The 26886-nt window shown below is 71.4% G+C and carries 24 protein-coding genes and 1 pseudogene; 14 read left to right on the plus strand and 11 right to left on the minus strand.

Annotated features, from left to right (window positions below; genetic code table 11):
- Positions 1-79 precede the first annotated feature (79 nt).
- The 3 genes from KI385_RS17495 to KI385_RS17505 form a co-directional block, all read right to left on the minus strand.
- Positions 80-1201 (minus strand): TIGR03364 family FAD-dependent oxidoreductase, encoded by a 1122-nt coding sequence (locus KI385_RS17495; protein ID WP_238573125.1) that lies wholly within the window; start codon positions 1199-1201, stop codon positions 80-82.
- Between the two features lie 140 nt (positions 1202-1341).
- The gene (locus KI385_RS17500) at positions 1342-2112 is read right to left on the minus strand and encodes a GntR family transcriptional regulator (protein WP_238573126.1); all 771 of its coding nucleotides are present in this window, start codon (positions 2110-2112) and stop codon (positions 1342-1344) included.
- Between the two features lie 214 nt (positions 2113-2326).
- The gene (locus KI385_RS17505; protein WP_238573127.1) at positions 2327-3367 is read right to left on the minus strand and encodes a LacI family DNA-binding transcriptional regulator; all 1041 of its coding nucleotides are present in this window, start codon (positions 3365-3367) and stop codon (positions 2327-2329) included.
- Positions 3368-3546: 179 nt separating this feature from the next.
- Between KI385_RS17505 and KI385_RS17510 the strand changes: the two genes are divergently transcribed.
- Genes KI385_RS17510 through KI385_RS17525 form a run of 4 tightly spaced genes read left to right on the plus strand, consistent with a single transcriptional unit; the run spans position 3547 to position 7037 of the window.
- Positions 3547-4449, plus strand: coding sequence for an ABC transporter substrate-binding protein (locus tag KI385_RS17510; protein WP_238573128.1), 903 nt, complete (start codon positions 3547-3549; stop codon positions 4447-4449).
- Positions 4446-5549, plus strand: coding sequence for an amino acid ABC transporter permease (locus KI385_RS17515; RefSeq protein ID WP_238573129.1), 1104 nt, complete (start codon positions 4446-4448; stop codon positions 5547-5549). The genes KI385_RS17510 and KI385_RS17515 overlap by 4 nt, the downstream gene beginning before the upstream one ends.
- 1 nt (position 5550) lies before the next feature.
- The gene (locus KI385_RS17520) at positions 5551-6294 is read left to right on the plus strand and encodes an amino acid ABC transporter ATP-binding protein (protein WP_238573130.1); all 744 of its coding nucleotides are present in this window, start codon (positions 5551-5553) and stop codon (positions 6292-6294) included.
- Positions 6291-7037: a type 1 glutamine amidotransferase gene (locus KI385_RS17525; protein WP_238573131.1), complete on the plus strand. Its 747-nt coding sequence runs from the start codon at positions 6291-6293 to the stop codon at positions 7035-7037. Before KI385_RS17520 ends, KI385_RS17525 begins: the two co-directional genes overlap by 4 nt.
- Before the next feature lie 84 nt (positions 7038-7121).
- Here KI385_RS17525 and KI385_RS17530 read toward each other — a convergent pair whose 3' ends face one another.
- Positions 7122-8258 (minus strand): ROK family transcriptional regulator, encoded by a 1137-nt coding sequence (locus KI385_RS17530; RefSeq protein ID WP_238573132.1) that lies wholly within the window; start codon positions 8256-8258, stop codon positions 7122-7124.
- Positions 8259-8314: 56 nt separating this feature from the next.
- Between KI385_RS17530 and KI385_RS17535 the strand changes: the two genes are divergently transcribed.
- Positions 8315-9442: a Gfo/Idh/MocA family oxidoreductase gene (locus tag KI385_RS17535; protein ID WP_238573133.1), complete on the plus strand. Its 1128-nt coding sequence runs from the start codon at positions 8315-8317 to the stop codon at positions 9440-9442.
- A gap of 406 nt (positions 9443-9848) precedes the next feature.
- On the opposite strand, the gene KI385_RS17540 is transcribed toward KI385_RS17535, so the two are convergent.
- The 3 genes from KI385_RS17540 to KI385_RS17550 form a co-directional block, all read right to left on the minus strand.
- Entirely contained in the window at positions 9849-10706 is an 858-nt protein-coding gene (locus KI385_RS17540; protein ID WP_238573134.1) for a fumarylacetoacetate hydrolase family protein, read from the minus strand.
- 138 nt (positions 10707-10844) lie between these two features.
- Positions 10845-11843, minus strand: coding sequence for a YidC/Oxa1 family membrane protein insertase (locus KI385_RS17545; RefSeq protein ID WP_342593458.1), 999 nt, complete (start codon positions 11841-11843; stop codon positions 10845-10847).
- 95 nt (positions 11844-11938) lie between these two features.
- Positions 11939-12244: a DUF6412 domain-containing protein gene (locus tag KI385_RS17550; protein ID WP_238573135.1), complete on the minus strand. Its 306-nt coding sequence runs from the start codon at positions 12242-12244 to the stop codon at positions 11939-11941.
- Positions 12245-12407: 163 nt separating this feature from the next.
- On the opposite strand from KI385_RS17550, the gene KI385_RS17555 reads away from it, so the two are divergent.
- The 4 genes from KI385_RS17555 (at position 12408) to KI385_RS44215 (ending at position 17413) form a co-directional block, all read left to right on the plus strand.
- Positions 12408-14303 (plus strand): AMP-dependent synthetase/ligase, encoded by a 1896-nt coding sequence (locus KI385_RS17555; RefSeq protein ID WP_238573136.1) that lies wholly within the window; start codon positions 12408-12410, stop codon positions 14301-14303.
- Positions 14304-14516: 213 nt separating this feature from the next.
- Complete coding sequence (locus KI385_RS17560) at positions 14517-15164, plus strand: DUF4142 domain-containing protein (RefSeq protein ID WP_238573137.1); 648 nt, start codon at positions 14517-14519, stop codon at positions 15162-15164.
- Between the two features lie 224 nt (positions 15165-15388).
- Positions 15389-16846, plus strand: a complete 1458-nt coding sequence (locus tag KI385_RS17565) for a DUF1996 domain-containing protein (RefSeq protein WP_238577723.1) — start codon at positions 15389-15391, stop codon at positions 16844-16846.
- A gap of 162 nt (positions 16847-17008) precedes the next feature.
- The gene (locus tag KI385_RS44215) at positions 17009-17413 is read left to right on the plus strand and encodes a hypothetical protein (protein ID WP_342593459.1); all 405 of its coding nucleotides are present in this window, start codon (positions 17009-17011) and stop codon (positions 17411-17413) included.
- On the opposite strand, the pseudogene KI385_RS17575 reads toward KI385_RS44215, so the two are convergent.
- Both KI385_RS17575 and KI385_RS17580 read right to left on the minus strand, forming a co-directional pair.
- Positions 17405-17785 (minus strand): annotated as a pseudogene (locus tag KI385_RS17575) (transposase family protein); the annotation flags it as partial. The gene KI385_RS44215 and the pseudogene KI385_RS17575 overlap by 9 nt on opposite strands.
- A gap of 31 nt (positions 17786-17816) precedes the next feature.
- Positions 17817-19124 (minus strand): acyltransferase family protein, encoded by a 1308-nt coding sequence (locus tag KI385_RS17580; protein ID WP_238573138.1) that lies wholly within the window; start codon positions 19122-19124, stop codon positions 17817-17819.
- A 79-nt stretch (positions 19125-19203) separates the two neighbouring features.
- Here KI385_RS17580 and KI385_RS44605 point away from each other — a divergent pair, with 79 nt between their 5' ends.
- Together KI385_RS44605 and KI385_RS17590 are read left to right on the plus strand one after the other, a co-directional pair.
- A complete protein-coding gene (locus tag KI385_RS44605) occupies positions 19204-19968 on the plus strand; it encodes an AAA family ATPase (RefSeq protein WP_425356919.1) in 765 nt (254 codons plus the stop codon).
- A 38-nt stretch (positions 19969-20006) separates the two neighbouring features.
- Entirely contained in the window at positions 20007-20795 is a 789-nt protein-coding gene (locus tag KI385_RS17590; RefSeq protein ID WP_238573139.1) for a hypothetical protein, read from the plus strand.
- Positions 20796-20841: 46 nt separating this feature from the next.
- On the opposite strand, the gene KI385_RS17595 is transcribed toward KI385_RS17590, so the two are convergent.
- Positions 20842-21771, minus strand: coding sequence for an AraC family transcriptional regulator (locus KI385_RS17595; protein ID WP_238573140.1), 930 nt, complete (start codon positions 21769-21771; stop codon positions 20842-20844).
- Between the two features lie 96 nt (positions 21772-21867).
- Here KI385_RS17595 and KI385_RS17600 point away from each other — a divergent pair, with 96 nt between their 5' ends.
- A complete protein-coding gene (locus KI385_RS17600; RefSeq protein ID WP_238573141.1) occupies positions 21868-22947 on the plus strand; it encodes a zinc-dependent alcohol dehydrogenase family protein in 1080 nt (359 codons plus the stop codon).
- A gap of 133 nt (positions 22948-23080) precedes the next feature.
- Here the strand turns inward: KI385_RS17600 and KI385_RS17605 are convergent, their stop codons facing one another.
- Positions 23081-23881, minus strand: a complete 801-nt coding sequence (locus KI385_RS17605) for a PucR family transcriptional regulator (RefSeq protein ID WP_238573142.1) — start codon at positions 23879-23881, stop codon at positions 23081-23083.
- A 719-nt stretch (positions 23882-24600) separates the two neighbouring features.
- Here KI385_RS17605 and KI385_RS17610 point away from each other — a divergent pair.
- Both KI385_RS17610 and KI385_RS17615 read left to right on the plus strand, forming a co-directional pair.
- Entirely contained in the window at positions 24601-25212 is a 612-nt protein-coding gene (locus KI385_RS17610) for a hypothetical protein (protein WP_238573143.1), read from the plus strand.
- Positions 25209-26741: an NADH-quinone oxidoreductase subunit NuoF family protein gene (locus tag KI385_RS17615; protein ID WP_238573144.1), complete on the plus strand. Its 1533-nt coding sequence runs from the start codon at positions 25209-25211 to the stop codon at positions 26739-26741. Before KI385_RS17610 ends, KI385_RS17615 begins: the two co-directional genes overlap by 4 nt.
- The last annotated feature ends 145 nt before the right edge of the window (positions 26742-26886 follow it).

Raw genomic sequence — 26886 nt, forward strand, 5'->3', positions numbered from 1 at the left:
TTGTCGGCGTTGTCGGTGTTGTCGGCGTTGTCGGCGTTGTCGGTGTTGTCGGCGTTGTCGGTGTTGTCGGTCAACTCACTCACCAGCCCAGTTCGTTCGCGGTCTGTTCGGCGATCGCCGGGGAACAGGTCATGCCGCGCCCGCCGGGCCCGGTGACCAGCCAGACGCCGTCGCGGGCCTGCTGCCGGTGCACGACGCGGGACGTGTCCGTGCACTGCGCGTACACCCCGGCCCAGCGGTGGCGGATGCGGGGCAGCGGGCGGCCCAGGATCGACTCGACGACGCCGGTCAGATGCTCGTACGGCTCCTCGACGGTGTCGAAGGCGAACGGCGTCTCGTACTCGTGGGTGTCGCCGATGGTCAGTCCGCCGTCGGCGCGCTGGACCATCAGCAGCTGCATCTTGTGCTCGGCGGCGGTCGGCGCCTGGGACTGCGCGGCGGCCATCGCCTCCAGTGCGTCGCTCGCGTAGGCCGGGTAGTAGCGGAAGCTGTCGGCGTCGGCGACGGAGGTGGTCAGCGGCTCGCCGAGCGGGTCGGTCTGCATCATCTGTAGCCGTACGCGGCGCACCGGGAGGTCGGGGATCAGCTCGCGGACCAGGCCGCCGAGCCAGGCGCCGGTGCACAGGATGACGGCGTCGCCGTGGTGGAGATCGCCGTGGTCGTCGCGTACGGCGCGCTCACCGACCACCTCACGGACCTCGCGGCCGCCGAGGTAGGTGTACCGGCCCGACTCCAACAGCCCTGTTTTCAGGGCGCGTTGGGCGACCCGGGGCTCGACGGCGGCGTCCCGCTCGCACCACAGGGCGCCGGCGAACTCGCCGCGCAGGGCGGGGTTGAGGGCGCGGGCCCGGTCGGCGTCCAGCAGCTCGTAGCCGCGGGCGGCGGCGTCGGGGCGGCGGGTGGCGGCCTCGGCGACCGCCCGCTCGGCGTCGTTCTTGACGACGGTCAGCGAGCCGATGGCACGGAAGCCGATCCCGGGGACGCGGGCGCCGATGCCCTCCCACAGTTCGCGGGCGCGCAGCGCGGTGGCCAGCTCCTCGCCGCCGGCCCGGCCGCTGACCCAGATCTGTCCGAAGTTACGGACCGAGGCGCCGCGGGCCTCGGCCTCCCGCTCGATGTGCAGGACCTCGTGGCCCCGCTCGACCGCGTGCCAGGCGTGCATGGTTCCCAGCACGCCGGCTCCGACAACTATGACTCGCATGCCCCAGACGGTCGTGGCGGTGGGTGGCCCGTGGGGGGCGACTCGGCGACGCGATGGTGAACAGGGCCTCAAAGTTGGCCTAGACCCGTTATCTTCTCGTGATATTCAGGGGGTCGGGTTACGGACCGCGGACGGCCGCCTCAGCCCGGCGTCGGCTTCCCCAAGTGGGTGGTGAACGAGAACCGGTCCCCCCGGTAGAGCGAGCGCACCCGCTCCAGCGGACGCCCCTGTGTGTCCCGTGACAGACGATGGATCAGCAGCATCGGCAGCGCGCCCGGCGTACCGATCAGCAGCGCCTCGCGCGGGGTGGCCAGTACGGTCTCCAGCCGCTCGTCCGCGTCACCGAAGCCGATGCCGAGCCGCTGGTGGAGGTAGGCGTAGAAGGACGAGTCCGGTTCGAAGTCGGCGGCCAGGTCCGGCACCCGCTCGACCGCGACATAGGTGCTCTCCAGCCCGACCCGCTCATCGTCGGCGAGCAGCACCCGCTCCATGTGCCACACGGCATCGCCCACTTCGAGCCCCAGATCACCGGCGAGCACCGGCGGGCACGGGAACCGGTCCAGGCCGACGAGATGCCTCCCCGGCTCGCGCCCCTGGCCGCGTACGCCCTCCGTATAGCTGGCCAGGGACAGCGGCTGCTCCAGCTTGGGCCCGGCGACGACCGTGCCGCGCCCCAGCCGCCGCAGCCGCCCCTCCAGGATCAGCTCGCGCAGCGCCTGGCGCAGGGTCTCGCGGGAGACCTCGAAGCGCGCCGCCAGCTCACGCTCGGTGGGCAGCACCTCGCCCTCGCCCAACTCGTCGAGCAGCGCGGCGATTTCGACCTTGGCCGCGTAGTACTTGGGAATGCGTCCGTGCTCGGGGACGCCGGACCTGATGGGTGCGCCAGGATCCTGGCCGTACGGGAACTCCACGGCGTGATCCTCGCACCAGGGCGGCCGCATCCAGGAACCGCGGGAGCCCTGACGAGGTACCGGCCGGAGTCCTGATGCGGCACTGGTAGGGCTTGGTCGGGTGTACTCGCCGGCGCGTCCTTCGGCGTTTCGGAGCGACCGCCCTTCCTCCCACGGCACGGAGCCGACCGCGTGCCGGCGTTGCGCCAAGAGCTGTATGTCGGCCTCGCACCGCTCAGGGGCGGCACTTGGAGTCGTGTACGACCACGGTGCACGGGACCACCACCTTGCGCGGTGCCTTCCCGTCGAGTACGTCGATCAGCATCGCGACGGACTCGGCACCCAGGCGCCGGGCGTCCAGGTTCAGCGCGACCAGCGGCACGTCCCAGCCCCCGGCGCCCTCTGACTGGTCACTCTCGCGCATCACGCTGATCATCAGATCGTCGGGGATGTTCAGGCCCAGCCGTCGTGCCGCGACCACCAGGGCCTGGCCGTAGGTCTCGTTGAGGCCATACACCGCGTCCGGGCGTCCGGGGCCGGACAGCAGTCGCAGCGCCGCCTCCACCACGTCTTCCGAGGCGGCCGGGGTCTCCACGACCGGCGGTTGCCCGGCCGCGCCGCACCACTGGCGGTAGAGGCGCTCGGAATCCTGGGTGTACGCATCGGGTTCGGCTCCCGAGAGGAGACCGACCCGGGTGGCGCCGGCGTCCCGCAGAAAACCGAGGACCTCGGTCATGCCGCTCTCCAAGTCGCTCTCCACGGTGGGCACATCCTCGTACCCCGGATCGATGGGCCGGCCGTCGGTGACCACTGGCAGTCCGCGGCGCGCACAGTCGGCGAGCAGTGGGTCTTCCCTTACCGGGTCGACGATGATCAGGCCGTCCATGGGAACCCGGGCCCACAGCCCGGAGGCCGGGTCGCCCGGGACGACGACGAGGGCGTAGTCGCGCTCGACCGCGGCCATGGTGGCCCCGGCAGAGAACGCCGCGTAGTACGGGCGGTAGGTGCTGGCCCACGGGCGGTCCGTCATATGGCCGACGGCCAGCCCGATGATGCCGGTGCGCCCGGACACCAGACCCTGGGCGACGGGGTCGGGGCGGTAGCCGAGCTTCTCGGCGGCGCTGCGCACCCGCTCACGGGTGGCCGGGGCGATCTGTCCCTTACCGCTGAGGGCGTGGGACACCGTGGTGATGGACAGCCCGGTGGCCCGCGCCACATCGCGGATTCCGGGACGCCGGCCCGCCGTCTCGGCCCGTGTCGATTTCCGGCTGGTCATGCCGCGGTCCGCCTCTCCGTGTCGTTCACCGTGCGGCCTCCAGAGGGTGCCGGAGACCCGCTTTCCGACCTTGGTGCCCAAAACGTTTTTGTTGCGTTGAGCTCGGGGTCTTGACGTGCCCAAAACGTTTTGGGCACTGTAGCGCACCACTGGTTCCCAGCACTTTCCCTAGGAGCACCATGCGCAGCATCCGTACGTCTGCCGTGCCCGCACTCACCGCTCTGATGCTGGCAGCCCTCACCGCATGCGGCGGTTCCGCGGCGGGCAGCGGCGACTCCACCACCCACACCACCGACTCCAAGGGGTCCCGCGACTACGGCAAGTGCAAGGTGACCGGAGCCCGCGGCTCGATCCACCTCACGACCGTCGAGAAGGACACCCTCACCGTCGTCGGTGACCTCCCCAGCCCCGGCTGGTGGAACGGCGACACCGTGCGGCAGATCGCAGACGGCTACGAGTACTGCATGGCCGCGAATCTCGCCTACCGGGCCGGTCTGCCCAAGCTCACCGTGCGCAATGTGTCCTTCGATGCGCTCGTCGCGGGCAAGGCCCAGGACTTCGACATGGCGCTCGCCGAAATCTCCATCACTGCCCCCCGCCGCAAGGTGGTGGACTTCTCCGCCCCGTACTTCGCCTCCAACATCGGCGTCCTGGTGACATCGGAGTCCAAGGCCACCAAAGAGAACATCGCGGGCCTGCGGCTCGGCGTGAAGCAGGGCACCACCGGCGCTGACTTCGTCCGCGACCACCTCCGCCCGAAGAGCCAACCGAAGGTCTTCACCGGCGATGTCGAGCTGCAGGCCGCCCTCCAGGCAGGCCAGATCGACGCCGCGCTCACCGACGTCGCCATCGTGCTCGGGAAGGCTCAGGCGTCCAAGGGCAAGCTCCGCGTCATCGGTCAGTACCACACCGGCGAGTCCTACGGAGCGCTCTACCCCAAGGGCAGCAAGAACTCCTCCGCCCTCGACGCGGCCATCGAGGCGATGAAGAAGGACGGCACGCTCGACAAACTCTCCTCCACCTACCTGACCAAGGCGTTCGGCGGAGACCCGTCCGCAATCCCCACCTGGAGCGCCAAGTGACCGTCACATCCGATCTGTTGACCACCGAGCGGACCACGCCGCGGGTGGCCACCCCGCCCCGGCCGGCCCTGCCGCTCGCGGCCGCCGCGGTGGCCGGCGTCCTGGTCGCCGTGGCGCTGACCGCGGCGACCGCGCGGTCCGTGAGCGCGGCCCTGCCCGGCTTCAGCCTGCCGGTGGCCGTCTGCGCCCTCGTGGTGGCCGCCGCCGTCCTCACGCAACTGCGGCCCGCGCTACGGGCGGTGCGTTCGAGCCGTACAGCCACCAAGGCCTGGTCCGAGGACCGGCGGGCCGACGCCCGGCGGGCCGCGTCCGAGGCCCGCGAGGACGCCTGGACCGTACTGGGCTGGTGCCTGACCGCACTCGTCCTGCTCGGCGCGGTCTGGTTCCTGTTCGCCAACGACCGTGCCGTGCAGCAAACGTTCTTCGACGGCGAAGTGATCGGGATCAGTATCCCGGAGATCGCCTCCGCCTTCGGTACCAACCTGTTCATCGCCGTCGTCGCTCAGGTGCTGATCCTGATCTGGGGACTGGCGCTCGCCCTCGCCCGGATGGCGCCGGGCCGGGCCGGCCGCCCGCTGCGGCTGCTCGCCACCACCTACATCGACGGCTTCCGTGCCGTACCGGCAATCATCATCATCTATCTGATCGGCTTCGGACTGCCGCTGGCCAAGGTGCCGTTCCTCAGCTCGCTCAGCCCGGTCTGGTTCGCGATCCTGGCGCTCACCCTCACCTACGGCGCGTACGTCGCCGAGGTGTTCCGGGCCGGCATCGAGTCCATCGCGCCCGGACAGAGTGCGGCCGCCCGTTCGCTCGGCCTCTCGCAGAGCGCCACACTGCGCCATGTGGTGCTGCCACAGGCCACCCGCCGCGTCGTACCGCCGCTGCTCAATGACTTCATCAGCCTGCAGAAAGACACCGCGCTGGTGAATGTCATCGGCACCATCGATGCCTTCAACCAGTCGAAGATCTTCGCCTCCAACCACTTCAACCTCTCCTCGGTGACCGTGGTCGCGGCGCTCTTCATCCTCATCACCATTCCGCAGGCCCGGCTGGTCGACCGGCTTGTGGCCCGTGAGCAGCGCCGCGGCAAGGGAGCCTGACATGGCCTTCATCGAGATCGACGCGGTGCACAAGAGTTATGGGGACGTCCCCGTACTCCGAGGCATCGACCTGAACGTGGAACAGCACCAGGTGGTGACCCTGATCGGCGCCTCCGGCAGCGGCAAGTCCACCCTGCTGCGCTGCATCAACGGGCTGGAGGAGATCAGCGCGGGTCAGATCCGGGTCGACGGTGATGCCGCCTCCGGACGTGGCACCGACCTGGACCGGCTGCGCTGCGATGTCGGCATGGTCTTCCAGCACTTCAATCTCTTCCCGCACATGAGCGTGGTGCGCAACGTCGCACTCGGGCCGATGCGCGTGGGCGGGGTGCCGCGGGCCATGGCCGAGGAACAGGCCCGCGTGCTGCTCAAGCGGGTCGGCCTCGCCGACAAGGCCGACAGCATGCCCGATCAGCTCTCGGGTGGGCAGCAGCAGCGCGTGGCCATCGTGCGCGCCCTGGCCACCGGGCCACGCGCCCTGCTGCTCGACGAGATCACCTCGGCCCTCGACCCCGAACTCGTCGCCGAAGTGCTGGCCATTGTGCGCGAACTGGCCGAAGGCGGCATGACCATGCTGCTGGCCACCCACGAGATGGGCTTTGCCCGGGAGGTGTCGAACAAGGTGTGCTTCTTGCATCAGGGCGTACTGCTGGAGGAAGGGCCGCCGGAGCAGATATTCGGCGACCCGCAGCAGGAGCGCACCCGCGCCTTCCTGCGCCGCATCGTCGAGGCGGGGCGACTGTGAGCGGCGCGCGGGTGCTCGTCGTCGAGCACGAGGACGGTACGGGCCCGGCCCAGGTCGGTGAACGCCTGGCCGGGCAGGGGCTGGTGATCGACCTGTGCCGCCCCTGGGCGGGAGACGTGCTGCCCCGGACTCTGGACGGCCACGACGCGCTGCTGGTCCTCGGCGGATCCATGGGCCCGCACGACGAGGAGCAGGCGCCCTGGCTTCCGACGGTGCGGGAACTGCTGCGGCAGGCCGTGGACCGGGACCTGCCCACGCTGGGGATCTGCCTGGGTATGGAACTGCTCACCGTGGCCTGCGGCGGCGAGGTCCGGCACGCCGCACGACCCGAGGTCGGGCTCTGTGAACTGATGCCACTCCAGGAGGCCGCCGGAGACCGGCTGTTCGGACCCCTCGCGGACCCGGGCATGTGGTTGCGCGCGGTGCAATGGCACTGGGAAGAGACCAGCACCCTGCCCGAGGGCGCCGTTCCGCTGCTCACCAGCGAGCGCTGCGCCCACCAGGCGTATCGGATCGGCACAGCTGTCTGGTGTGTGCAGTTCCACCCCGAGGTGCTGGCCGACGACATCCGCACCTGGGGGACGTCGGACGTCGGTGCGCTGCATGCCCTCGGACTCGACCCCGCCGGTGTCGTCGCGGAGGTGGCTCGCGAGGAGACCAGGTTGCGTGCGCTCTGGGGTGCGTTCGCCGAGCAGTGGGGCGGCATCGTGGCCGAACGCCACGCCGCCGATGTCCGCGTCTGAGCGCGGAGCCGGCTCGGCCAGGACGCCGAAGCCGGCCACCTCCGCGTAGATCTCCGCGCCCCGCCCCGCCGCGAGGTCGGGCTGTCACGCCCCGAACAGCGGTGCCAGCACCAGCTCCGCGGCCCCGTCCGCGACCGCCCGCGCGCCGCCCCGGGCGAGGGCCACCGGTACCGCGGCCGCAAGGCCGGTGCCGGGCCCGGTTCGGCCGCGGAGGCGGGCCTGGGTGGCGAGGGCCTGGGCCACGCCGGTCAGGAAGGCGTCGGGGTTTTCCAGTACGGTCCGGCCGCCGAGCAGCACACGGTCGATGTCCAGGAGCTCGACGAGGTTGGCGGCGCCCACACCCAGTGCGTGTGCCGCGCCCGGCAGATCGCCGCGGGCCACCGCCGCCAGGCACAGCGCCTCGATGCAGCCGCGCTGCCCGCAGCCGCACAGCGGCCCGTCCAACTGCACGACCTGGTGGCCGAATTCACCGGCGCCGGTGCGCGGCCCGCGGTAGAGGCTGCCGCCCAGTACGAGTCCGGCGCCGAGGCCGGTGCCCAGGTGCAGATAGCCGAAGGAGCCGGCGCCGGCCCGTATGCCCTGGGCCAGGCCGAGTGCGGCCGCGTTGGTGTCCTTGTCGAGCGCGACGGGCAGACCGAGGCGTTCGGCGAGCGCGTCCCGTAGGGGGAAGCCGTCCCACCGGGGCGCGCCGGTGACCCGGTGCAGCACTCCGGTGGTGTGGTCCAGCGGGCCGGGGCAGGCCACGCCGGCTCCCAGGACCAACGGGCCGCCGGCCGCCGCACGCAGCGCCGCGACCTCCCGTGCCGCGGTGGCGAGGACCTGTTCGGCGCCCGCCTCGAAGGCCAGCGGGGCGCGCCGTACGGCGACCGCGTCACCGGCGAGGTCGGCGAGTACGGCGGTGAGCTCATCGCGGTCCAGATGCAGCCCGACGGCGTGCCGCGCACCGGGGACCAGCCGTAGGACGGTGGCGGGCTTGCCGCCCGTGGAGGCGCGGCGACCCGCCTCGGCGGCCAGCCCCTCGGCCCGCAGCCGTGCGGTGATCTTGCTGACGGCCTGCGGGGTGAGGCCGGTCTGCGCGGCGAGCTCCAGACGGCTGACCCCCTCCTCGCCGGCCGCGCGCAGCAGCCCCAGCACCAGCGCGGTGTTGTGGCCGCGGAGTGCGGGGAGGTTGGCGCCCGGGTTGCCGGTGAAGCCGCCGTGGGTGATGTCGTTGCTGCTCACCCACCCATTGTCCGCATCGCTTGCACTTTGGCAACAGCGTTGCTTAAGTGGAGGGCATGAGCGACTCCACCGGCACCTCCACCCCCCACGGCCCGCTCCGCGTCGGCCTCATCGGCTACGGCCTGGCGGGCTCGGTCTTCCACGCCCCGCTGATCGCGGCCACCGAAGACCTGCTGCTCGACACCGTCTCGACCGCCGATCCGGAACGGCAGGCGCAGGCCCGCGCCGAGCATCCGCAGGTCCGTACGGTCGACACCCCGGAGGCGGTGCTCGACCGCGCCGCCGACCTCGATCTGATCGTGCTGGCGACGCCGAACAAGACGCATGTGCCGCTCGCCACCGCCGCGCTGGAGGCCGGTCTGCCGGTGGTCGTCGACAAGCCGCTGGCCGCGACCGCCGCCGAGGCGGAGAAGCTCGCCGCGCTCGCCGAGGACCGCGGGCTGCTGCTCTCCGTCTTCCAGAACCGCCGCTGGGACAACGACTTCCGCACCGTCCGCAAGCTGATCGAGGACGGCGCGCTCGGCGACATCCAGCGCTTCGAGTCCCGCTTCGAGCGCTGGCGGCCGCAGCCCAAGGGCGGCTGGCGGGAGTCCGGCGACCCGGCGGAGATCGGCGGGCTGCTCTACGACCTCGGCAGCCACCTCGCCGACCAGGCGCTGACTCTCTTCGGCCCGGTCGTCCAGGTCTACGCCGAGTCCGACATCCGCCGCCCGGGTGCGGAGGCCGACGACGACACCTTCATCGCCCTCACCCACGCAGGCGGCGTCCGCTCGCATCTGTGGGTGAGCGCCACCGCCGCCCTGCTGGGCCCCCGCTTCCGGGTGCTGGGCAGCAAGGCGGGCTACACCAAGCACGGCCTGGACCCACAGGAGGAGGCGCTGCGCGAGGGCCGGCGCCCCGGCGACGAGGGCGAGGAGTGGGGCGTGGAGCCGAAGTCCCGCTGGGGCCGGATGGGCGCCGGGGCGTCCCCGCGCAACGGCGGCGGTGAGCCGGTGCCGACCCTCCCGGGCGACTACCCCGCGTACTACGCCGCGATCGCCCGGGCCCTGCGCGAGGGCGGCGAGCCGCCGGTGACCGCCACCGAGGCCGCGGCCGCGCTGCGCGTCCTGGAGGCCGCCAAGCTCTCGGCCGCCGAAGGCCGTACGGTGCGGGTCGAGGCGGGCCCCTCCGCTGCGCTTCGCTGATCCCCGCGTGTTCGGCGGTCCCGCCGTTGCTCCCCCACGGCCTAAAGGGCGCGCACGCGGCGGGCTGGTGCCGCTGCGCGGGGCTGTTCGACTGCGGAACCGGCCCTCCGTCCTGCGGTCCGCCCCCTCCCGTTGGGGAGGGAAAAAGACCGGTGGGGGTGCACATAAGCGATCACGCGCGCGCAGCCGACGGACCACGCCCGCCCCCCACCGGCCTCTCCCCACCCACCCACGGGAGGGGACGGGCCGGAGGGGCAGGGTGTCCGGACGTAAAGCGAAGCAGTCCGGACACCCTGCCCCGGAGGGCCGTCACCGCACCCGACAACCCACGCCCGCCGCAGGCGCAACGGTGAACCACCACCACGGCGGGACAGCCGAAAACGTGGGAAGGCAGCCAAGCGCAGCGTCAGGCGTCCTTGAGCTCCTGACGCTGACGGCCCAGACCGTCGATCTCCAGCTCCACGACATCGCCGGCCCGCAGGTACGGCTTGGGCTCCGGCCGGCCCATCGCGACGCCGGCCGGGGTGCCGGTGTTGATGACATCGCCCGGGTACAGCGTCATGAAATGGCTGACGTAGCGGACCACTTCGGCCACCGGGAAGATCTGCTCGGCGGTGGTGCCGTCCTGCTTCAACTCGCCGTTGACCCACAGCCGTACGCCGAGCGCCTGCGGGTCGGGCACCTCGTCGGCGGTCACCAGCCACGGGCCCAGCGGGTTGAACGTCTCGCAGTTCTTGCCCTTGTCCCACTGGCCGCCGCGCTCGATCTGGAAGGCGCGCTCGGAGACGTCGTGCGCCACCGCATAGCCGGCCACCGCCGCCAGCGCCTGCTCATCGCTCTCCAGGTAGCGGGCGGTACGGCCGATGACGACCGCCAGCTCCACCTCCCAGTCGGTCTTCACGCTGCCGCGCGGGACCAGCACCGTGTCGTCGGGGCCGACGACCGTGTCCGGGGCCTTCATGAAGATGATCGGCTCCTCGGGGGGCGCGGCCCCCGTCTCGCGGGCGTGATCGTGGTAGTTCAGCCCGATGCACACGATCTTGCCGATCCGGCCGACCGGCGGACCGGTGCGCAGCCCGGCGGCGTCCAGCTCGGGCAGCTCGCCGGACGCGGCGGCGGCACGGATCCGGGCCAACTTCCCGTCGTCCGCGAGCAGCGCTCCGTCGATGTCCGGCACCAGGCCCGACAGGTCCCGCAGGACCCCCGTCTCGTCGAGCAGCGCCGGGCGTTCCGCCCCCACCGTACCGACACGCAGCAGCTTCATCGGTTCAACTCCCGTGGTCGAAGGTCGGCCCTGGAAGGGGCCTTCCGGGCCGGCCGATGGGGGACGGCCATCGAGCGATTTGGCCGATCCTCCAAGAACGGGGTCCAGTCCGCAAGACCCCGTTCAAGGACTGGATCGTTACTGAGCGGTAGTAACGATCTCCTCGGGGGCGGCCTCCCGTGGCTTCGCGGCGCCGGCGGAGCGGGCCTTGGCCTGGGAATTGGCCCTGGCCCGGGCCGCCCGCTGCCGGGCCGCGCGGCTCTTCGGCGAACGCTGCTGGGCGGGGCGCTGCTGGGTGGAGCGCTGCTGGGTGGAGCGCTGCCGCGCGGCGCCGTCACCGGACGCGTCGCCGGCCGGTGCGGACGCCTTCGCCTCGGCCGGTACGGCCACGGCGGCCGACCGCTGCGCACCCGGCTCCCGGTCCCGGTGCAGCAGCGCCCGTTCGCACGCCGTCCAGATCGTCGTGGTGACCATGTAGAGCCCGGCGGCCAGCGGCACCACGGCCACCGTGATCAGCGTGCCGAACGACAGCAGCGGCATCACCTTCGCCATGGAGGCCATGCCGGGCAGTGCGGCGCTCCCCCCGCTGCCGCCCGCGGCCGGTGCCGGAGCCTTGGCCACCGCGGCCCGCGCACGCCGGAAGTTCCAGGTGGCGACGGCCGCGACCAGGGCGAACAGCGCGAGGTAGACCAGGCCCTGCGGGCCGAAGAGACCACCGTCGGCGAGCGCCTCGCGCCAGTGGCCGCCGAGCGGCGCACCCAGCAGCGTGTGGTCGAGCAGCCCGCCGCCCCCGGTGGAGAAGAGGTGGTACATGAGGAAGAAGACGGGCAGTTGGAGCAGGGTCGGCAGGCACCCGGCCAGGGGTGAGGAGCCGGTCTTGGCGTAGAGGTCGGACATCGCCTTCTGCAGCCGCTCGGGGTTGCCCTTGTGCTTGCGCTGCAGCTCGGCGATCTGCGGGGCGAGTGCGGAGCGGGCCTTCTCACCACGGGCCGCGGCGCGGGCGAGCGGATGCAGCGCGGCGCGTACGCCAAGGGTGAAGAGGACGATGGCGACGGCCATGGCGGCGGTGCCGAAGAGCGGATCGATCGCTTGGGCGCCACGCGTCAGCGCATCGCCGAGAAAGCCGAAAACGGACATGGGTGAGCCCTCCACGGGTCTCGTCGTGCCGGGATGTGGATTCGGCGTGACGAGCCGCGCGGACGCAAAAGCGGGGTGTTGCCCGGAGCGTGCGCCTACGCGGCCGTCGGGAGGGGACGGCCCGGTGCTCGGGGGCGCGGCCGGCCGGCCGCATCGGGATCGCGCTGCGGAAGGAAGGCCGTACGTCGCTCGCGGTCGCGGATGGCGGTCCGGATCCGGCCCGGTGGTACGGGCCCGGCGCAGGCCGCGATCAGGAAGGCGCTGCACAGGAGCAGCACGGCGGCGGTGGTCGCGGCGGCGGTCAGAGCCGTCGTCAGACCGCTCTGCGCGAGCAGGAGTCCGGCGAGGAGGAAGAAGAGCGCGGAGGTGTAGAGGCGCCAGGCATCGACGATGCGGTACATCAGGCGCCCTCCTCGCGTATGGCTCGTTCCAAGACTTGTCGTCTTCCGCTCAAGAGTAGCCATAGATCTGGGCAGCCGGGAGACCGGCCGGTAACTTGCCCTCGCTGCCGCTGGGACGGCGGTGGACCAGGGGGGAACCAAGGGGGAACACCTAGGAGGTGCTGTGCGCGACATCAGCGTTCCGGCCCTGGCGGCTCCACTGCGGACCGGCGGTCTGGCCGACTCCGTCTTCGAAACCGCCGCCCACCAGCCGGACTTCGCTCAGCTCGCCCGCCGCGACACCGATGGATCCGGCAACTGGCAGGAGGTTACCGCGGCGGAATTCCGCGACGAGGTCATGGCGCTGGCAAGGGGGCTGCTGGCGGACGGGGTGCGGCCCGGCACACGGGTCGCGCTGATGTCCCGTACCCGCTACGAGTGGACGCTGTTCAGCTATGCGCTGTGGGCCATCGGCGGCCAGCTCGTACCGGTCTACCCGACCGCGTCGGCCGAGCAACTGCGCTGCATCCTCGCGGGGGCGGAGGTCACCGCGATCATCGTCGAGAACGAGGCGCAGGCCATGACCGTGGCGGAGGCCTGCGACGAGCGCTCCCGGCTGCGCCGGCTGTGGCAGCTGGACCTGGACTGCGTACAGCGGCTGGTGGAGGAGGGCACCCGGCTGCCCGAGGCGGAGGTGCACCGGCTGCGCCATGCGGTCACGCCGGGCGGTATCGCCGCGATCGTCCACACCTCGGGCACCACGGGTCGCCCGCGCGGCTGTGTGATCACACACGCCAATCTCGCCGCCCAGTGCGACACCCTCTACGCGGGCTGGGGCGGTCTGCTGGCCGCGCCGGGCGAGCGCCCCTCGCTGCTGGCCTTTCTGCCGTTCGCGCATGTCTACGGGCTGATGGTGCAGGTGGCGTGTCTGCGCGGCGGGGTGAAGCTGGCGCACCAGCCCGACCCGTCCTCGGACGAGCTGCTGCCGGCCCTGGCGTCCTTCCGTCCGACGTTCCTGTTCGCGGTGCCGTACGTCTTCGAGAAGATCTGCGCCCGCGCCCGGCTGGCCGCCGAACGGGCGGGCCGGCAGCGGACGTTCGACGCGGCGATGACGGTGGCGGTGCGCCACGCGGAGGCGCTCGCCGAGCAGGCGCAGGGCACCGGGCGCGGCCCCGACCCGTTCCTGCGGGCCCGGCACGCGCTCTACGACCGGCTGGTGTACTCCCGCATCCGCGAGCTGCTCGGCGGCCGGGTACGCACGGCGGTCTCCGGCGGCTCACCTCTCTTCCGGGAGCTGGGACTGCTCTTCGCCGGCATCGGTATCACCGTCTACGACGGCTACGGCCTGACGGAGACCACCGGGGCGATCACCGTGCAGCCGCCGGGCAGGGTGCGGTTCGGGACGGTGGGCCTGCCGCTGCCGGGCAGCGCGGTGCATCTGGCGCTGGACGGGGAGGTGTGGGTGCGTGGCCCGGTGGTCTTCGCCGGCTATCTCGACGACGGCGAGCCGGGCAACGGGCTGTACGACGGCTGGCTGCCGACCGGTGACCTCGGGCACCTGGACGAGGAGGGCTATCTCGTCATCACCGGCCGCAAGAAGGACACCATCATCACCAGCAACGGCAAGAGCGTGGCCCCGCAGGGGCTGGAGCAGCGGCTGTGCACCCATCCGCTGATCTCGCAGTGTGTGGTGGTCGGCGACAACCGGCCGTATGTGACCGCGCTGATCACCCTGGATCCGGAGGCGCTGGAGCAGTGGCGGCAGTTGCGCGGTGAGCCGTGCGAGGCCGGCGAGGGACCGTCGCCGGAGGAGCAGCTGCAGGCCGAGGTGCGGCGGGCGGTGGCGCGCGCCAACGCGTCGGTGTCGCGGGCCGAGTCGATCCGGGCGTTCCGTGTGCTGCCGGGCGAGTTCAGCCAGGACTCCGGGCTGATGACGCCGTCGCGGAAGCTGCGGCGGGCGGCGATCGTACGGGCGTATACGGCGGAGATCGACGCCCTGTACGCACAGGGCGAGCGCGAGGCGCCGGACACCCGGAAAGAGCGCCGTCGGTGGGCGGCGGCGGGACTGTACGCGCGCTGAACGCAACCCCCAACCACCTTGTGCCACACGCTACTTCGGGCATGCGCCGACCGGCGTACGTCACCCGTCACGCAGCCGGGCCCGCACACGGCACCGTAGCAGTGTCGCGGCGGACCCGGCCGTTATTTGTCCAGGGGTGAGGACCCGCGTCCGTGGACCGGGCGCGGCCCCTAGCGTCCGGTGGCATTCCAGTAGGACGAACCGGGAGGCCGTGTGCGGTCGATCCTCAGCAACTCCGCAACATCCGGGCGGACCATCGCCACCGGACTGGTGGTCGCCGCTCTCATGGCCACGCTTGCGGCACTGTTGCTGCCCATCCAGCTCTTCGGTGAGACCGCATCGGCGGCGACCAACACGGTCACGTACGAGGATGACGGCGGCGGGACGGTGAACACCCGCTACGGCCCGCTGACCGCGATGGACCGGGACTTCGTACGCAAGGTCAGACTGGCCGGCCTGTGGGAGCTGCCCGCGGGCCGCCAGGCGCAGGAACGCGGCACGACCGCCGCGGTGCGCACGGCCGGCGCCCACCTCGTCGCCGGGCACACCGAGCTGGACCGCCGCTCGATCGAGGCCGGACGGGCGCTGGGCATCCCGCTGCCCAACCAGCCCAACGCCGATCAGCAGGGCTGGCTCGGGCAGCTGAACGCCGCCCAGGGCAACGACTTCGGCCCGCTCTTCGCCGAACTGCTGCGCCGCGCCCACGGCAAGGTCTTCGGGCTGGTCGCGATGGTCCGGGACCAGACCCGCAACTCGATGGTGCGCGCGCTGGCGAACCGGGCCAACACCGTCGTCCTGGACCACATCACGGTGCTGGAGAAGACCGGAAACGTCGACTTCAACACCCTGCACAGCAGCTGAGCCGGGCGCGCGGACGTGTCACGACGGCGGCGACACCGGCCCCGACGCCGGACGACGCCCGGCCGCCCCTGACCACCTGCGAACCGACCGAAACGACACCCGCAGCACCCTTTGCAATCGACACCCGCAGCAACCGACACCCCTCACACCGGACGAAGCGAAGTGATCCCATGAGGCAACGGCAACAGGCCCAGTCCCATAAACGCTCGCGATTGACGAACAGAATGCTCGTGGGCGCGGCCGCGCTCCTGCTCGGCGGCGGCGGACTGGCGGCGGTCGCCACCACAGCACTGGCCGGCAACTCCGGCCCGGAGCCGGCGGCCGGCCACCCGCACACCATCACCGCCACGACCATCTCCTGCCCCGACGTGGGCGACCGGTTGCGCGAGGTGCCGCGCAGCGCCCAGCTCCAGGTGTCCAAGGGGCTGTCCTCGCTCGACCGCCAAGTGCACGACGCCTACCACAAGATGATGGAGGGCAGCAGCAGCACCGTCCTCGTCCGGCTCAAGCAGCAGCGGCAGAAGACGATCGGCACGATGGTCACCGCCATCGCCAAGAACGCCAAACGGCCCAGCTATCTGCTGAAGATGAGCGGCTGTACCACCAAGCCCGTCGACGAGGCGGCCGGCTCCGGCGGCTACGACTCCACAAAAACCACGAAGAACGGCTGGTACCAGAACCAGCCCCAGCCCCAGCCCCAAGACCAGAACCAGAACCAGAACCAAGATCCGGGCCAGAACCAGGGACAGGACCAGGGACAGGACCAGGGTCAGAACGGCGGGCAGCAGGGCCAGCCCGGCGGCCCCTCCCCCGACGACTTCATCGACATCACCACCGTCCAGCCCAACGCCGGCACCCCGCCGTTCGCCGCTCCCCGGGGCAACGGCGCCTCGACCGGCACCTTCACCACCGAATGCGGCCGCAATGAGGACGGCCACTTCAACTCCGACAACGTCATCGTCACCCCGGGGGTGAGCAACGGCGCCCACCACACCCACGACTACGTCGGCAACAAGGCCACCGACGCCTTCGCCAACGACCAGAAGCTCGCCCAGTCCGACACCACCTGCACCAACGGCGACCAGTCCACCCACTACTGGCCGGTGCTGCGCAAGCTGGACGGAAACGCGGAGCAGAAGCCGGGCGCCGCGCAGGACGCCAACGTCGGCACGACCCTGACCCCGGCCACGGTGACCCTCACCTTCCGCGGCAGCCAGGCCGGCCAGGTCCAGGCGATGCCCCGCTTCCTGCGCATCATCACCGGCGACGCCAAGGCCTTCACCAACGGCACGAAGAACGCCAACGCCTCCTGGAGCTGCACCGGCTTCGAGGACCGGCAGCTGAAGGACAAGTACCCGCTCTGCCCCAGCGGCTCCCAGGTCGTCCGCACCTTCGCCTTCCAGAACTGCTGGGACGGCCGCGACATCGACAGCGCCAACCACCGCGACCACGTGACCTTCTCGGACCAGAACGGCAACTGCCCCAACGGCTTCACGGCCATCCCGCAACTCGTCCAGCGCATCACCTACGACGTCCCCCAGGGCAACAGCTTCGCGGTGGACAGCTTCCCCGAACAGCTCCACAAGCCGGTGACCGACCACGGCGACTTCATCAACGTGATGCCGGACAACCTGATGAGCAAGGCGGTCAACTGCATCAACAACGGGCAGGAGTGCAAGTGATGCGCTTCTAGACCTCAGGGGAACCCCACCCCTGACGGGCGACGGCCCCGACCGGCCTTCCCGGACTACGGGAAGCCCCGGCGTCGGGGCCGCGCTCTCCGGTTGGTGGCCGTTCATCCAGCGGGCCAGCGGGGCGGCTCCCGTCTCGGAGTGCACCCGGCGGTGGCAGACGTTCTCGGTCCAGGCCGTGAACAGGCGGTTCATCTCCAGCAGGCTGTCGATCTGCCGTCCGGCCTGACCGTCACCGGAGGCGATCTCGACGACGAATTCGCCGTTCATGGTGCGGAAGAACCGCTCGATCTTGCCTCTGCCCTGCGGGCGCCCTGGGGTGGAGTGCACCAGCTTGATGCCGAGTTTCGCGCAGGCCCACAGCAACCACGAGTCGACGAACGCGAACAGATACGTTTTGCGGCCGGCGACCATTGGCCCGTGCAGGGCATCGCCGGTCCACAACTCGTTGGGGCCGTCGGCCTCGAACCGTCCGAAGACCGCCGTCGCGGCCGGGGCCTTCAACGCGTCCAGCCCCTCACCAAGGGGTCAGTGATCGTAGGCCGTCAGCGGCCGTAGCAACTGGACTCCCTGCTGGGCGAGTTCGTGTTCGAAGTCGCGGCCGAAGTAGTTCTTGTCGCCGATCAGTGTCTGGCCGGGCCGGGCGGCGAGGAGGTGCGGCCGTAGGCCCCAGAAGAAGCGGCTGTGGCTGGCGCAGTAGCCGTACTGGGCCCATCCGGCCAGGTCGGAGCGTTTGACGGTCTCCCGCGAGCGGCCGCATTCCACGGGTGTGGAGTCCACGATCCATACATCGTCGCTCCACACCGAGGTGCTGGTGGCCAGGTGCCGGGTGGCCCCGGCGTGCCGGAGCCACCTGACCTCGGAGGTGAAACCGAGCATCGTCTGCATCATCGCCAGGGTGACCAATTCGCCTTCGCCGGCAGCGGCCGCCCGCCACGAGAGGGGCGTGTACCGCTTTGGTTCACGCGTCGCTTCGGACGCTGTCGGCATCTGCGGGGATGGCCGGTTTCGTGCTCTGTCCCGCCGGTGGGGTCAACTGCCGTCGGGTGCCGCCTTGTTCGTCCTGGCGTGACGCCGTGGTGTCCGTCGAGGGTTGCCGGGGGCTCATGCCGCGTGTGAGCTGGCGGCGCAGCACGCGCATGAGGGGGTTTTCGACCATGCGGTAGACGGCGCCCGAAAGCAGCAGGGAGAAGACGGCCCCCACAGCCATCGACGGGAGGACGCCGAGCGCGGGGACCGTCTGCAGCAGCCCCTTTGCCACGGGTATGCCGATGCTCTGGTGCACCAGATAGAAGGGGTAGGTGAGCGCGCCGGCGGTCACCAGCCACCGCCAACGGAGTCGGGCGAGTGGGCCGATTCCGGCGAGTGCGAGGACGGCGAGGAAGCAGGTCAGTATCGCGGCGCAGACGGCCCAGGAGATGGCGCCGCCGTCAGCGGGTTTCACGGCGTGGGCGGTCACCCGGTCATTGAGTACCGTGAGTTCGTAGCACCAGGCGAATCCGGCCAGCAGCCACAGTACGAGGTTCTGTCCGAAGCGGTGCATCAGGTAGAGCGCTATTCCCGTGATGAAGAGGCCCGCGTACTGGCTGACGAAGAGCTCGTCGAGGACGGTCGAGTCCAGTTCGCGTGCGATGACCGCGAGGGTGAGCCATGCCCCGCAGAAGGCGATCATGCGGCGGTAGGTGAGCCCGAAGAACAGCATGATCGCCATCAGCAGGTAGAAACGGGCCTCCACCCACAGCGTCCAGGCAACTCCCGCGATCAACTGGAGCCCCAGCGGCCCGGGGACCATCGTCAGGTTCCCCAGGACGGTTCGGGGGTCGATCGGTGTGGCTGCCTGAAGATGGACGAGCCGGGCGACGAGGACCAGGCCGACGACCATCAGCACGGCGCACCAGTACGACGGGAACAGCCGGGAGACGCGGGAGACGACGAACTGCACGGGGGTGCGTCCCCAGCAGCTCAGGCAGATGACGAATCCGCTGATCATGAAGAAGAACTCCACGCCCAGCCAGCCGTACCGGCTGATCTCGTGCAATGCCGGAGCGAACTGTTTGGGGTCGTTGGCGCCCCAGAAGTTGGGCGTCGTCGTGCCCACGTAGTGGTAGGCGGCCACCGCGAGGGCGGCCACGAGGCGCAGTCCGTCGATGGCGGCCAGCCGCGTCCCCCCGGCCGGCCTGCTCGGCTTCCGCTCGCCTCTACGGTCGGCGGGAGCCTCGTCGAGGCCGGTTCTGCGTTGGACGGAAAGCGTCGAACTGCCTTTGTGCACAGGGGTTTCTCCAGAACGGTGGCGAGATCGCCGGGCAAGCTGACTATAACCCGCATGTATACATGTGGCGTATAGAAGGGTGGCGATCTGGTCCGTCCCGGACCGGCGGCGATGCCCGCCGACGCGCCTGCTGATCCTCGACGAGCCTGAGCAGCGGCTCGACCCGGATGCGCGCAGGCGCCTGGCCGAGCTGCTGATCGGTGAGAAGAAGGACGGTGTGGCAGTGCTGCCGGCAACACACCAGGCCGACCTCGCCGAGTCGGTGGCCGACCTGGCGGTGACCGCCTATGCCCTGGTCCTGCTGGCCGGCGGCTACGGCAGCACCTTCGCCTATCGCTTCGTCAGGAGTCTGCAGGGCAGCGCAGCGCAGGGCGACACCGTCGAGATGATCGGCCGGTCCCTGCCCGCCGGTCCAACCCTGGTCGGGCCGGGCCTTGCTCTGGTCGCCGCGCGGGACGCCCTGGGGCGGGGGCCGGTGGTCGTGCCCGCGAGCGACGCGGCGTGGTTGCTGGGCCGGCCGGTGGACCGGGCCCGGAAGGTCAAGTCCTGGAGTTCCGCGGCGGTTTCGGTGCTGGTTCTGCTGGGCGCGCAGACCGCTTGGGCGGCGGCCGGACACCGTCTGCCGGTCGTGGAACGGATCGAGCTGTGGTCAGGCCCGTGGGGCTGCGCCGCTCAGCCGGTCGTCGGTCCGGCGGCCGGCGGAGCGCCGGGCCGGCCCTATGCCGTGGCCCTGCTGGTGGTGCTCACCGTCGTCGGCGTGTGGCTGGGCAACCACGCGGCGGACGAGCCACCCTCCGCTCACCTACCTCGTACGATCACTGACTCCTTGGAATCGATCATCTAGGGTGCCGGTCGAACTGTTCACCGAACCGGGGAGGCGCCGTGCGAGCTGCCGCGGGCGCGGGAATCGCAGGTTGTGCCGTCGCGCTGACGAGTCTCCTCAGCGGATGCGGCAATACGCAGGCGACGGCCGATCCAGAGCCTCCCGCCGCGTCGGGGGCGCCGTCGGGCGCCCCCTCCACCGCGCCCGGCGTCGACGGCAAGGCCGACCCGGACCGGGTCTTCACCGAAGCCGACCTGGAGGCCGCGCTCCTGCCCGTCGGGGCGTTCGGCGGGCGCGCGAAGGTGACCGGGACGGATCTGGGGACCTTCGGCCGGTACGGCGGCGGCGACTGGACCGGGTGCGAGCCCGGCGGCGAACTGCGCGAGGAGCTGACCGGCTTCGAGGGAGCCGGCGCCCAGCAGACCGTACGCCTCGCACCCGCCGCCGGGTACGGCCGCCGGATCGTCACCGTCCAGCTGGTCTCGATGCCCGCCCGTCGCAGCGCGCGCTACCTGGAGGTCCGGCGCCTGCTCCACGAGACCTGCCCCGAAGTCGACGTCGACACGGAGGCCGCCCCCGTCCAGGAGCACCATGAGGCCCGGGAGATCACCGGCCTCGGCGACCAGGCGCTGTGCGAGATCTCGCGGTCCACCGGCGGCGACGCATACGACGGCGCCCCGTCCTACGCCGTCGACGTCCGGGTCGGCGGCGTGCTCGCCCTCGTCCATGCCGGCGGCGACAAGGCCACCGGCATCTCGGTCGCCGCACGGGCCGCCCAGCGAATCCGCGCCGAGCTGTACGGGGCGGACGGCCAGGGCGTATCGCCGTCAAGGTCGGGACAGTCATAGCCGCGGGCCTGGCCCGGCCGTGCCGTCCTCCCCGAAAGCCGGTGGATCACGCCGACCTTGTGGCGCCCTGTTTGCGGTACTGGCCGGGGGCCACCCCGTACTCCCGTTTGAAGGCCTTGGCGAAGGCGAACTCCGAGGTGTAGCCGGACCGTTCGGCGACGGTGCGCAACGGGGCGTCGGCCTGGCGCAGCAGTCGGCCCGCCGTCGTCATGCGCCACCAGGTCAGATACGCGAGCGGTGGCCGGCCGACCAGCGCGGTGAAACGGCGGGCGAACGCGGCGCGGGACAGGCCCGCCCGGGCGCCGAGTTCCTCGACCGTCCAGGGCCTCGCGGGGGCGTCGTGGATGGCGTGCAGCGCGGCGCTGACGGCCGGGTCGCTCAGGGCGCCCGCCCACCCGGTCGGTTCCTCCGGGCGCTCGGCCAGCCACCAGGTGCGCAGCAGATACAGCAGCAGGGTGTCGAGGAGCGCGGGCACGATGGCGTCGGAGCCTGGTTGGGGTTCGGCGAGTTCGGCGCCGAGCAGATCGACGGCGGAGCGCAGCCGGTCGTGGGCGCCGACGCGGGCCGGGAAGTGGATGAAGGGCGGCAGGTCGGTGAGGAGGGGATGAGCCCTCGCCTTGTTCAGCTGGTAGGCGCCGCACAGCATGAGGGTGTCGTCACCGTGGACGGGCCCGCGGTGGCGGAGCGTGGGCCAGGAGCCGTCCGGTGCCAACTGGGCGTCCTCCAGCGGGGTTTCGGGCCGGTCGGCGAGACCGTGACCGTAGCCATGAGCCAGGAAGACGACATCTCCGGGGCCGAGCCGGACGGGATCGGCGCCCTCGGGCGGCAGCAGCCAGGCCGAGCCCTGGAGCACGACATGGAACCCGGCCCCGTCGGAGGCGGGGAAACGGACACCCCAGGGGGCGTGCTTGACCGTGCGCGAGGAGTGGGGGCGTCCGGTGCGCATGACGGCGATCGCATCGCTCAGTACGTCCATGAGTGCACCGTAGCGCAGCGGATGAAGGACGATGAGATATGAAGGGGAGGGTTTGAGATATGGATCGTCTCGTGGGTGCTCCGTACGGTCTTTTCCATGACAACTTCTTCTGCGGACACGGCAGTCAACGACAGGGCAGCCGACGGCAAGGCAGTCACCGGCAAGGCCGCGACGAAGGCCGCTACGGAGGCGGTGACGAAGGCCGTTCTCTTTCATGAGCTCGGGGGGCCCGAGGTTCTGAAGGTGGAGGAGGTGCCTCTGCCCGAGCCCGGTGCCGGCGAGGTTCTCTTCCGGGTGGAGGCGATCGGGCTCAACCGGGCCGAGGCGCTGTTCCGTGCGGGCACGTACTACTACCGGCCGACGCTGCCGGGGTCCCGGCTCGGCTATGAGGCGGCCGGGGTGGTCGAGGCGGTCGGCGAGGGCGTGAGCGCGTTCGTGCCCGGCGATGCGGTGATGGCCGCGGCCAACTTCGACTTCGGTGTCCACGGGGTGTACGGCGAACGGGTCGTCCTGCCGGAGGAGTCGGTGGTGCGCAGGCCCGACGGAGTGGACGCGGTGACGTCCGCGGCGGCGTGGCTGACGTACTCGACGGCGTACGGCGGCTTGGTGGCGACGGGCGAGCTGGCCCCCGGCGACCATGTGGTGATCACGAGCGCGTCCAGCGGTGTGGGTACGGCCGCGATCCAGACGGCCCTGCGGATGGGCGCCGTCCCGATCGCCACCACGCGCGGCGAGGCCAAGCGGCAGCGGCTCCTGGAGCTCGGCGCGGCCCATGTGATCACCACGGACTCCGAGGACCTGGTGAAGGAGGTCAAACGAATCACGGGCGGCCAGGGCGCGCGGCTGGCCTTCGACGCGGTGGGCGGCCCCGGTTTCGCGGCCCTCGGTGACGCGCTGATGCCCGGCGGCACGGCGGTGCTCTACGGCTGGCTGGACCCGCGCCCCATCCAGCTGTCGATGAACTGGCCGCTCACCGTCCACACGTATGCCAATGGAGTCCTGGCCCGCAAGGAGGCCTACCGCCGCCGCGCCGCCGCGTTCATCGGCTCGGGCCTGGCGAGCGGTGCGCTGGCGCCCGTGATCGCCGAGACCTTCGACGGCCTGGAGCAGATCGCTGACGCCCATCGTCTGATGGAGTCCAACACCCATACCGGCAAGATCGTGGTGAGGGTGTGAAACGAGGGCCGTACGGACGCGAGGCCGTACAGCACAGCGGCCCCGAGCCCGTTGTCACGGGGATCGGGGCCGCTGGTCCGCGTTGAGTGGCTGTGGTCAGATCAACGGGGGCGGTGCGTCATCTTCCGGTGTTTCAAAGGCCGTTGACGCGGGCCTCGCGCGCCATTCCCAAGGGACGGATGGAGGAGCCGACGGCGCGGGCACGGCGGCCGGCGCGGGCGCGGTAGCTGCGGACATGGGCCATCAGACGGCGGCTGCGCAGGGCCATTTCGAGTTCGAAGCGGGCGCGGGGGTCGCGAAGTACGGGGCCGAAGAGCTTCTCGATCTGGCGGAGGCGGTAGCGGACCGTCTGCGGGTGTACATGGAGGAGTTTGGCGGCCTCCGGCGCGCCGCCACCCTCCAGCCAGGCGAGCAGGGTGACTTCGAGGCGTTCGCTCTGACGGGGTGTCAGTTCCTCCAGGGGGCCGAGCCAACGGGAGGTCAGGGCGTCGGCCAGGGACTCGTCCTGGAGGAGCAGGAGCGCCGAAAGGTGGTCGTCGACGAACGCGGGTCGGGTCTCCGGGCCGACCCTTCCGGGGGCCAGGGTGAGCAGATAGCGGGCCCAACGGAGAGAGGAGGCGGTGTCGGTGGACGGTACGGCGTGTCCGACGGCGGCCGCGCGACCCTTGAGGGCTGCCTCCAGGCGGGGCCGGGTCTGGGTGGCCGGGTCGGGGACGAAGAGGCAGGTGTAGCCGTCGACGGTGCCGATGAGGGCATGGCCCAGAGCGGCGGCCAGTTGGGGTGCCTCGGCGGGGGTGGCGAGAACGACGGCCTGGAGGGTGTCGGGGACGGGCCAGCCGGCCGCGCGGGCCAGGTCGTTCAACCCCTCGTCCGGTACCCCGCGTTTGCCGGCGAGAACGTCAAAGAGGTCCTGACGGGCCCGCGCCACGGGCATCGGGGTGACCACCGACGGGACGGCCGGACGTTTACTTTCCGACTCGTTTTGGTACCCAAGAACTGTCAGCAGGGCCTGTTCAAGTGCCCATTGCGCCTCTTCTACGGGAGTATCACCGAGAAGTGCGGACAATGCGGGAAAACCGCGCTGCAACTCCGCTACCACCTCCTCAGCGAGGTCCGGGAGTTCATTTCTCACTACCCGGGTCCACTCGCCTCGGGGACGCGACCAGATGCGGTTCAGGAGATCAGACATCGCTACCTCGATCCTGGCGGGGGGTGCTGGTGGGACAGGAGATGGGCGGCGCCCCCGTGCGCCTGATTGGGCATCATCCGGAGTACCGCCGCGCGACCGCGACGCCGGTGCAGGAATTTGTCACAGCACGATAAAGCTTACGAAATCCTGAACACGCTCGTAGATGCTTTTGCACATCCGGATTACGGCCCTGCGTATCCACCCGGTTACAGAATGTTTAGTGTTACCGGGGGTCACCCGAACAAAAGCCCCGGGGCAAATACCGCCGCCGGGAGATTTCATGGAAATTCGCATCCCGCACCCGTGCCCCGACACCGGGAGGTCCGATGTCCGCACCGCGTTTGCAGAACCGACGGGCAGCACACCGCGCCAGGCCCTCGCCCACACTGCCCCGCCCCCGGCGCCCGCCGAACGAACCCGGCCCGCCGGTTCGCCGTCCGGCCGGCGGGATCAACGGAACTGCCATGCTGCGCCCCGCACTTCCGGCCGCACTGCTGCTCTTCATCGCCGTCACCCTGCACTCCGGCGCGATGGACACCCTCATGCGCTTTCTGGACTTCGGCGCCGGGGTGCTCGCGCTGGTCTCGCTGTCGGTCACGGTGCTGTGGGGGCTGGCCGCCACCGACCGGATGGTGCTGCACTCCGGCCACCGGCTGCTCGCCCAGGCCGTGCACCGCGGCACCGGCGTCGCCGGACTCGGCTTCCTGGGCCTGCACATCTGGGTGAAGATCGCCGAGGGGCACACCAACTCGGCCTCCGCGGCGGTGCCGTTCACCGACGGCGCCCGGCCGGTGCTCATCGGCCTGGGCACACTCGCCGCGTATGTGTTCCTCGCCGTCGCGGTGACCGGCGCGGTGCGCGGCGCGTTCACCGGCATCGCCGCCTCCCGCTGGTGGCGGGCACTGCACATGAGCGCCTACCTCGCCTGGGCGCTGGCCCTGGTGCACGGCCTCAAATCGGGGCGTGCCGCCGCCGGTTGGGCGCTGGCCGGATACGCCATCTGTCTCGCCGCGGTAGCCGTACGGCTCGCACTGCGGCTGCGCGACTCACGCAGGAACTCAGGAGAACTCCCATGACCGCCCCCGCCCCCACCCGTCTGCTGCCGGCCCTCCCGGGCCCGGAGCCCGTGCCGACGCTGGCGTCCTTCGGCCCACCGCGGCTGCTGGCCGGCCTCGACGAGGCACCGCGCATGGACCGGGTGGCGCATCTGGCCCGGCACGGCAGCCTGCCCCAGCTGTCCCCTCAAGAGCTGGTGGCGCTGGCCGAGGACACCGATCTGCGCGGCCGCGGCGGCGCGGGCTTCCCCTTCGCCCGCAAGCTGACGGCCGTCATGGACGGTATAAAACGGTCCGACGGCAAGGGCGCGGTGGTCGTCAACGGCAGTGAGGGCGAACCGAGTTGCCTCAAGGACACCGCGCTGCTGCTGCACGCCCCGCATCTGGTGATCGACGGCGCACTGCTGGCCGCCGAGGCGCTCGGTGCGCAGGAGGTCGCCATCGGGGTGACCCGTAAGGACGTCGAGGACTCGGTGCGGCGTGCCATCGGCGAACGCGGCCCGGTCCGGCCGACGTTACGGGTCACCCTGCTGACGGAGCGGTTCGTCACGGGCGAGGGCACCGCGATGACCAACGGGCTGGGCGGCGGCCCCGGCCTGCCCTCGGGCCGTAAGGTCCGCTCCAGCGAGCGCGGTCTGAACGGGGTGCCGACGCTGCTGTCGAACACCGAGACCTACGCCCAACTCGCGGTGGCCGCCCGCATGGGAGCGCTCGGCTACCGCAATGCGGGCCTGCCCGCGGAGCCCGGCACCCTGCTGCTGACGGTCGGCGGCAGCAGGGTCGTGGAGGTCCCCTACGGGGTGCCGCTCACCCGGGTCCTCGCCCTGTGCGGATCCGACCCGGGGCAGGGCGTCCTGCTGGGCGGCTATCACGGCACCTTCATCTCCCCCGCCGACGCGCAGACCGCGACGCTCTCGCGGGATGCGCTGACCGCCTACGGTGCGGTGCTCGGCGCCGGCGCGGTGCTGCCGATGCCGTACGACACCTGTCCGGCGGGCGAGACCGTACGCGTCGCGCAGTGGATGGCCGCCGAGTCGGCCGGCCAGTGCGGCCCCTGCGTACTGGGCCTGCCCGCGCTCGCCGATGAACTCGCCCGCGCCGTACGGGGCGGCGGCGACTCCGCCCTGGAAGCGGTGCGCGCCCGGATGCGGGCGGTGGAGAAGCGCGGCGCCTGCAGCCACCCGGACGGCACCTCGCGCTTCGTCGCCTCGGCCCTCGCCGCCTTCCCCGAGGAGTTCGAGCGCCATGCGCAGGGGTTCGGGTGCGGCCGCCCGGTGACCGGAGCGCTGCCGGTCACCGGGCACCAGCCGCCACCGGTCGCCACGCCCGCCGCCGCGCCGGCGCCGCCGCAGGAGCGGCTGCTGGTCGACTGGACGCTGTGCCGCGGCCACGGCCTGTGCGCGGATGTGGTGCCCGGCGTCGTGAAGCTGGGCCCGGACGGCTATCCGCAGCAGGCCAGCATGCCGCTGCCGGCCCGGATGCGGCGACGGGCGCAGCTCGCGGTACGGCGCTGCCCGGCGCTGGCGCTCCGGGTGCAGGGCGGCAACTGAGCCTCTGCGCTGGCTTCTTGACCCGACGAAGAAAAACTTCGCGCCCGTTGAACGCCCGGCACCCCGTAGCCCGTATTCCCCCGGCGAGACCACCCGGCCGGGACCGACCGGCAACAGCACACGCACCAAGCACGTCACTCAGCAA

Origin of the sequence: Streptomyces inhibens (genome assembly GCF_022221585.1) — a bacterium.
GTDB classification, from domain to species: domain Bacteria; phylum Actinomycetota; class Actinomycetes; order Streptomycetales; family Streptomycetaceae; genus Streptomyces; species Streptomyces inhibens.